Annotated in this window: 4 protein-coding genes; all 4 read left to right on the top strand. The window is 64.2% G+C overall.

All coding sequences use genetic code 11. The features are described from left to right. Positions 1-382 precede the first annotated feature (382 nt). A complete protein-coding gene (locus VEK15_14925; protein ID HXV61989.1) occupies positions 383-943 on the top strand; it encodes an OsmC family protein in 561 nt (186 codons plus the stop codon). Positions 944-947: 4 nt separating this feature from the next. Continuing rightward, positions 948-2,183 carry an NAD(P)-binding domain-containing protein gene (locus VEK15_14930; GenBank protein ID HXV61990.1) on the top strand — a complete coding sequence of 412 codons (1,236 nt, stop codon included), beginning with the start codon at positions 948-950 and terminating at the stop codon, positions 2,181-2,183. A gap of 85 nt (positions 2,184-2,268) precedes the next feature. After that, positions 2,269-6,033, top strand: a complete 3,765-nt coding sequence (locus VEK15_14935) for an alpha/beta fold hydrolase (protein ID HXV61991.1) — start codon at positions 2,269-2,271, stop codon at positions 6,031-6,033. Between the two features lie 88 nt (positions 6,034-6,121). After that, on the top strand, positions 6,122-7,846 hold a 1,725-nt coding region (locus VEK15_14940), incomplete at its 3' end, for a FlgO family outer membrane protein (protein HXV61992.1).

Consider the following 7,846-nt stretch of genomic DNA (forward strand, 5'->3'; position numbering starts at 1 on the left):
CTTCATATTGGCATCCCTCCTGGGTAAGAGCTGACATTTCGGAAGTAGCAATTGTCATGCCTCAATTTTTCAAAAAGCTAGGCTTCATATTGAAAGACTAAGTCGACATTTTGCTTATGGTTACGGACGGGACTCGCGGCCGCCGCGGGCGAGGCTATTCGGCGCACCGGATCGAGAATCCATCCGGTTGGAGGAGGTCTCTTTTTTGCGTACGGTACGCAAGACTTTACGGGTTCAAGACTTGTCCTCACATACGATCGGAGCGACTGACGTAACGGGTCCGGCCACGGCATTGAACACTCTGTGTTGCTCGAAATCGGTATACTGTGCCGTTCGAGAGAGGCAAGCTCACCATATCCACCAACATTCAAGGAGCAAGATCATGGCCACTACGAAGACACCAATCGATAACGGCGTCAACGTCCCAGCCCTTCTCGACGCGCGCGAAGCCCTGAAGAAGGCACCCGAGGCCGCCCAGTTCCAATGGCGCGCGACCTGCAAGTGGATCTACGGGACCCACAGCCGTTCCACCATCAATACGTTCTTCGGTCTCGGCGAGGAGCAGAAGCACAAGTCGGAGTTCACCTTCGACGCCGATCACCCCGAGATCTTCGCTTCCGAAGACCATGGCGCCACACCGGTGGAGCTCGTCCTCGCCGGCCTCGCGAGCTGCCTCACGGCGGGTGTTGCATCGGTCGCGCAGATGCGTGAGATCCAGCTGCGGTCCGTGACGGCGACTCTCGAAGCAGGGATGGACATTCAGGGCATCCTCGGCATCGACAGCGATGTCCGCAACGGCTTCGACGGCATCAAGGTAACCTACGAGATAGACGCCGATGCGACGCCCGACGAGATCCGGGCCATCGTTGCCCAGTCACAAAAGCGCTCGGCCGTGTATGACATCATCACCAACCCGACGAACGTAACCGTCGAAGTCAGCTGAGAATCTGCGAATCACCACCGTCATCATCGGGGCGGGCCACGCCGGACTGGCCATGAGCCGGTGCCTCAGCGAACGCTCGATAGATCACGTCGTCCTCGAGCGCGGAGAGGTGGCCAACTCGTGGAAGACCGAGCGGTGGGACTCCCTGAGACTCCTCACACCGAACTGGCAGAGCCGGCTGCCGGGATACGGCTACGTGGGCGACGATCCCGATGGCTACCGTACGGTGCCGGAAACGGTCGCATTCATCGAGCGCTATGCCGAGGTGATCGCGGCCCCGGTTCGGAGCCACACCGAGGTGATTTCGGTGCGCGGCAGCGACGACGGTTACGAAGTCGCCACCACTCAGGGAAACTGGCAATGCCGGACCGTCGTGCTGGCAACCGGGGCGTGCAACCTGGCGAACGTCCCCGCCCTCGCAGACGCCGTGCCCCCCGCGATCACCGCGCTCACGCCGATGCAGTACCGCAACCCGCGCCAGCTCGAGGAAGGTGGCGTGCTCGTCGTCGGTGCCTCGGCCACCGGCACCCAGATTGCCGAAGAGATCCAACTCTCTGGCCGACCGGTGACCCTCTCCGTGGGCGAGCACGTTCGCGCCCCCCGTGTCTACCGGGGACGGGACATCGAGTGGTGGATGGACGCAGCCGGTGTTCTCGACGACCGCTACGACGAGGTCGACGAAATCGTGCGCGCCCGAAACGTGCCGTCGATGCAGCTCGCGGGCACCCCTGAGCGCCGGTCGGTCGATCTCAATTCGCTGAGCCGGGTCGGCGTCAAGCTCGTCGGGCGTCTCGCCGGAATCAACAACGGCAAGGCGCAGTTCTCGGGATCGTTGCGAAACCATTGCGCTCTGGCTGACCTAAAGATGAACCGGCTGCTCGATCGGATCGATGAATGGGCGGAGCAATCCGGACTCGACGACGTCGCCGATCCGCCGCATCGTTTCGAGCCAACCGAAGTCGAAGCCTCTCCTCCCCTTGGTCTCGACCTTGGGGGCGGCTCGATCCGGACCATCATCTGGGCGACCGGATTCCGCCCCGACACCTCGTGGCTCGAGGTGCCGGTCTTCGACCGCAAGGACCGCATCCGTCACGACGGGGGTGTCGCCGAAGCTCCCGGCATGTACGTGATGGGCATGCCGTTTCTTCGACGCCGCAAGTCGAGTCTCATCGATGGGGCGGGCGACGATGCGCGCGATCTGAGCGCCCACCTGGCGTCCTATCTCGACGGTCGATTTTAGAGCGATAGTTCCTGGTCGAGAATCGGAGAAACCCAAGCGACGTCTTGGAGCGACCGCGCGGGGTCGGTTATAGTCAGAGGTAATCGTGTCCAGCCGCACGTCCGCGAATCAGAAGACCGAGTTCTGCACGACCCGGGACGGAGTTCGCATCGCCTACGCCGCCGTCGGACAGGGCGTTCCGGTGGTGAAGACCGCCAACTGGCTCAACCATCTGGAGTTCGACTGGGAGAGCCCGGTGTGGCGAGGCCTGCTCGGGGCGCTGTCCAAAAACCATCGTCTGGTTCGCTATGACGAGCGCGGCACGGGGCTTTCCGACTGGGACGTCGAGGACATCTCCTTCGAGGCCTTCGTCAGCGATCTGGAGTCGGTGGTGGACGCGATGGGACTCGAGCGATTCGCACTCCTCGGCATCTCACAGGGCTGCGCCGTCTCCATCGCCTACGCCGTTCGAAATCCCGACCGCGTGAGCCACCTCGTTCTCCATGGCGGCTACGCCGAGGGCTGGGCGAAGCGTGGTGGAGGCGATGAGAAGGAGCGCGGCACGGCGCTTCAGACGCTCATGCGCAAGGGCTGGGGCAAGGAAAACCCGGCGTTCCGACAGGTCTTCACCTCGCTCTTCGTGCCGGAGGCAACGGAGGAGCAGGCCCAGTGGTTCAACGATCTCCAGCGAATCACGACTTCGCCGGAAAACGCCGTTCGGATCCGGGAGGCAACGGGGCAGATCGACGTCACTTCCCTTCTGACGAGAGTTCAGGCACCGACGCTCGTCCTCCATTGTCGGCACGACGAGGTCGTTCCGTTCCGCGAGGGTCAGAGGCTCGCGGCCGAGATCCCGAACGCCCGCTTCGTCGCTCTGGAGAGTCGGAATCACGTCGTTCTGGAACAAGAAGCAGCCTGGCAACCGTTCGTTGCCAACGTTCTCACGTTCCTCGAACGAGGAACGAGTCAACAAGACCGCTGGGTGGCGGTCGATGCCATTCTCGATGAAGCTCTCGATCGCCCGACCGAGGGTCGTGCCGAGTGGGTGCGCCAGGCTTGTCACGGCGACGAGGATCTCGAGCAGGAAGTGAGGAAGCTGCTCCGACTGGCCGAGGGCGAGGACGACGTGCTGCGGCCGGAGGGGGCCTTGACCGGGCCTCTCTGGGAGGACGTCGCCGGCGCCCTGGGGCTCGCCGCATCCGAGGTGTTCAGCGCCGGAGACCGGGTGGGTCCCTACACGATCGTCGGCTCGCTCGGCACTGGAGGCATGGGTCACGTCTACGTCGCCGAGGACACCAAGCTCGGACGCAGCGTTGCCTTCAAGGTGCTGCCTCCGGAGATGGACTCGGCCGAGCACCGAAAGCGATTCGAGCGCGAGGCGAAAGCCATTGCCGCTCTCAACCACCCCAACATCGTCCATCTCTATTCCTTCGAGGAGGCCCGGGGCGTCCACTTCATCACCATGGAGCTGGTTCGCGGAAAGACCCTTGGCGAGCTCATTCCGAAAGGCGGCATGGCGCTGAACAAGCTCCTCGAGATCGCCATCGCGATCGCCGACGCGCTCGCCGCGGCCCACGACCAGGGCATCGTTCACCGGGATCTCAAGCCGGGCAACATCATGATCGGAGAGGACGGGCGGGTGAAAGTGCTCGACTTCGGTCTGGCGAAACTGAAGCCTTCGGAGCTCGAGACGGCCTCCAAGGAGACGGCGACACATTCCGGTCTCATCGTGGGAACGGTTTCTCACATGTCACCGGAGCAGGCGGAAGGGCGCGAGATCGATCATCGCACCGATCTCTTCTCTCTCGGGGTCATTCTCTACGAGATGGCTACGGCGCGCTTGCCCTTTGGCGGGGATTCGCCCGCTTCGGTGATCTCCTCGATCCTGAGAGACAACCCTGCTGACGTCACCGAGCTGAACCACCGGATTCCCCGCGAGCTCTCCCGGATCATCAAGCGCTGTCTGGCCAAGGACGCCAGGCGGCGTTACCAGACGGCCATCGATCTCCGAACCGAGCTCGAGGAGCTCCAATACGAGCTCGACTCCCGACGACTGTTCGGCGTGGCCGCCGCCCCCCGGGAACGTTCGTTGCTTCCGATCGCCGCCACCGCGGGACTCGCCGCGCTGCTCTTCCTCGTCGGCTATTTCACTTTTCGCACCCGCGAGTCTCCCCCGGTGCTGCAGCCTTCGTTCACGCAGCTCACTTCGAGCCCCGGCGAGGAAACGTTCCCCACCATTTCCCCCGACGGACGCTTCGTCGCCTACGCCAGCCCCGCGTCGGGCAACTGGGACATCTATCTTCTCCGGGCCGAGGGTCAGCGCCCCATCAACTTGACCGCGGATTCTCCCGACGACGAGACTCAACCCGCGTTCTCACCAGACGGCGAGTCGATCGCCTTCTGCTCGACGCGCGACGGGGGCGGGATCTTCCTCATGGGGGCGACGGGAGAGTTCGTTCGGCGGCTGACGGACTTTGGATGGAACCCGGCATGGTCGCACGACGGAACGGCGCTCGCTTTCGCCACCGAGCCGATATCGCGCCACCCGTTCGACCGGCCGACGACGAGCGAGCTTTGGGTCGTGGAGCTGTCGAACGGCGAAACACGGCGACTCGCCACCGGGGACGCGGTTCAGCCGAGCTGGTCCGCGGACGGAAAGCGGATCGCCTACTGGGGCCTCGTCGAGGGGACCGGAAGGCGGGATCTCTGGACGGTCCCCGCCGAGGGTGGGGAGCCCCGCGCGCTGACGGAAGACGCCGCCGTCGACTGGAACCCCGTCTTCTCTCCCGTTCGTGACGAGCTGTATTTCGCGAGCGACCGCGGCGGGAGCATGAACCTGTGGCGGATGGCGATCGATTCCTCATCAGGGGAACGCCGAGGCGACCTCGAACCGCTCACGACCCCAGCCTCCTTCGCGAGCCACATCTCCGTATCCGAGAGTGGGCGGCGGATGGCGTTCGCCTCGTCAACCATCGATCACCGGATGTTCGCGGTGGATCTCGACCCGAAGACGCTGACTCCACTGAGCGACCCCCGCCCCTTCTACCGAGATCTCCGCCAGATCGATGCCCCATCGCCCTCTCCCGACGGCGCCTCGGTCGTCTTCACCAGAAGCGGCTCTCAACAGGAGGACCTCCTCCTTGGTAACCGAGACGGAAGCTCCTGGCGTCAGCTAACCGACGATCCTCATCGCGACCGGCAGGCGCGCTTTTCTCCCGACGGTTCTCGAATCGCCTTCTATTCCAACCGGGGGGGAAGCTACGAGATCTGGACGATCCGAGCCGACGGAACGGATCTTCGGCAGCTCACCGACATCCCAGAACAGAACCTTCGCTACCCCTTCTGGTCGCCCGACGGCAAACAGATCGGGTTCAGCTACGCGTCGACCTCGGGATTCATCGTCGACGTCGACAAGGATTGGGACGAACAAGAACCGCAAGAGCTTCCGCCGTACTCTGAGAGGGGCAACAAGTTCGTCCCGATGGATTGGTCCCCCGACGGAGAGCGCATCGCCGGTCACATCTTCACCGGCGCGGGGCTTCGAGCCGGCATTGCCACCTGGGAGCTGGCGACGGGCGAGTACGAGAAGCTCACGGACTTCGGTTGGTTTCCCGTGTGGGCCGCCGATGGCCGGCATCTTCTATTCATGGGGCAGAGCCCTTCCACCGTAGAGCGGCGCTATCTGCAAGACCACAAGATCTTCGTCGTGGACCGAATCAGTCGAGAGCACCGGGAGATGCTGAGCCTCCCCGCTGGCTCGGCGGAAATGCCCGCCCTCTCGAAAGACAATCGAACCCTCTACTACGTGATGACGGCCACGGAGTCGGACGTCTGGCTCATCTCCTTCGAGCCGGCTGCCGAGACTCAATAGCGACCGCGCCTCGTTTCAATCCCTCGCGGAAGGAGGTTCCCCCCTCATCATGGACCCGCCTCGAACCGCGCCGTATGATGGCCGGAGCATGCTCGGCGAGACGATTGGGCATTACCGAGTGAAGGACGAGCTCGGTGCGGGCTCGATGGGAGTCGTCTATCTCGCGGAAGATACGCGCCTGCACCGGCCCGTGGCACTGAAGATGCTGCGGGGGAGCACCGATGAAGACGAGGCGGCCGCGGCTCGGCTCGTGCGTGAGGCACGGGTGGCTTCCTCCCTCACCCATCCCAACATCGCGGTCGTTTACGAGATTGGTGAGGTCGAGCGAGAAGGCCTCCGCCGCGGCTTCATCGCCATGGAGTACGTCCCCGGGCGGACGCTCGCGGAGCTGTCCACCGAGCGGACGCTCGACATCTTGGAGATTCTGGGAATCGTCCGCCAGATCGCCGAAGCGCTCGCCGAGGCGCATGGTCGGGGGATCGTGCATCGCGACATCAAACCGGGAAACGTCATGTTGACCGACCGCGGTTTCGTGAAGGTGCTCGACTTCGGTCTGGCGAGGTACCAGCCTTTGGGAGGCGAGGATACCGCCACCTGGAGCGGGCCTCACCACCTCCTGAAAGAGCCGGGCGCCGTGATGGGAACCCTCGCCTATATGTCGCCGGAGCAGCTGCGCGGCGGAACGGTGGATGCGCGAAGCGACGTCTTCTCCCTCGGAGTCCTGCTGTACGAGCTCCTGGAGGGACGCCGGCCGTTCGAGGGACGAAACGCCGTGGAGTTGATGGAAGCGATTTTGCGCGAAGCTCCCCCTCCCCTCCTTCGTCTCGAGGGTCCCCTGGCCCGCGAGCTCGGTCGGGTCGTGCTCCGCATGCTGGAGAAGGAACGAGGCAAGCGCCACCCGGATATGGCGGTGGTGTCGCGCGACCTGGGTGCTCTTCTCGCCGGGCGTGAGGCCACCACCCCGGCCGATACGCCGAGCATCGCCGTCACCACGTTCACCAACATCACGGGGAAACGCGAGGACGACTGGCTGGGAACGGGAATCGCTGAATCGCTGACTGCGGGACTCTCGAGCGTGCGCGGACTATCCGTCGTGTCGCGGGGCCGCGTCGTCGAGATCCTTCGCAAGATTGGCGCCCTCGAGGAGAACGAGGAGGCCTTCGCCGCCCGGATCGGGCGCGAGCTGGGAATCGAGCTCGTGGTGAGTGGTGGCTACCAGCGAATGGATGAACGGGTGCGCGTGACGGCGCGGGTCAGCGAGATCTCGACCGAGACACCGATCCAGAGTCTCATGGTCGACGGGCGCATGGCCGAAATCTTCGAGCTTCAGGACCGTTTGGTGGGAGAGCTCTCCGCCGGTCTCAAGCTCCGTTTCCCCGGAAGCTCCGAGAAAGTGCGCGACCTGTACGAGACCCATTCCGTCGAGGCCTATGAGGCCTTCTCCAAAGGGCTCATCAACCTGCGCGCCGAGAGTCTCGACGCCCTGGATCGCGCCATTCTGTACTTCGAGCGCGCCGTCGCCCTCGACCCCGACTACGCCAGCGCCCACGCCCAGCAAGGCGTGGCCTACGACCTCAAGGCGGAGTATCTCAGCATGCCGGATCTCTCTGGGCGCGCTCTCTCGAGCCTGGATCGCGCTCTAGCGCTACGCCCCACGTTCGTTCAGGCCCATCGCGCCCGCGCCGCCGTTCTCCTCTCGCTTTGTCGTGAGGACGAGGCGGTGGCGGCTGTCGAGCGCGCGCTCGCGCTGGATCCCTCGGCGGCTTCCGCTTATCAGACGCTCGGCCGCATCCACTTCATCGGCCGCGGCGAC

The organism is Vicinamibacteria bacterium (assembly GCA_035620555.1).
GTDB lineage: Bacteria > Acidobacteriota > Vicinamibacteria > Marinacidobacterales > SMYC01 > DASPGQ01.

What these genes read in the sequence shown, in the direction of transcription:
- VEK15_14925 (HXV61989.1), top strand. Translation starts at nt 383, where the DNA reads ATGGCCACTACGAAGACACCAATCGATAACGGCGTCAACGTCCCAGCC.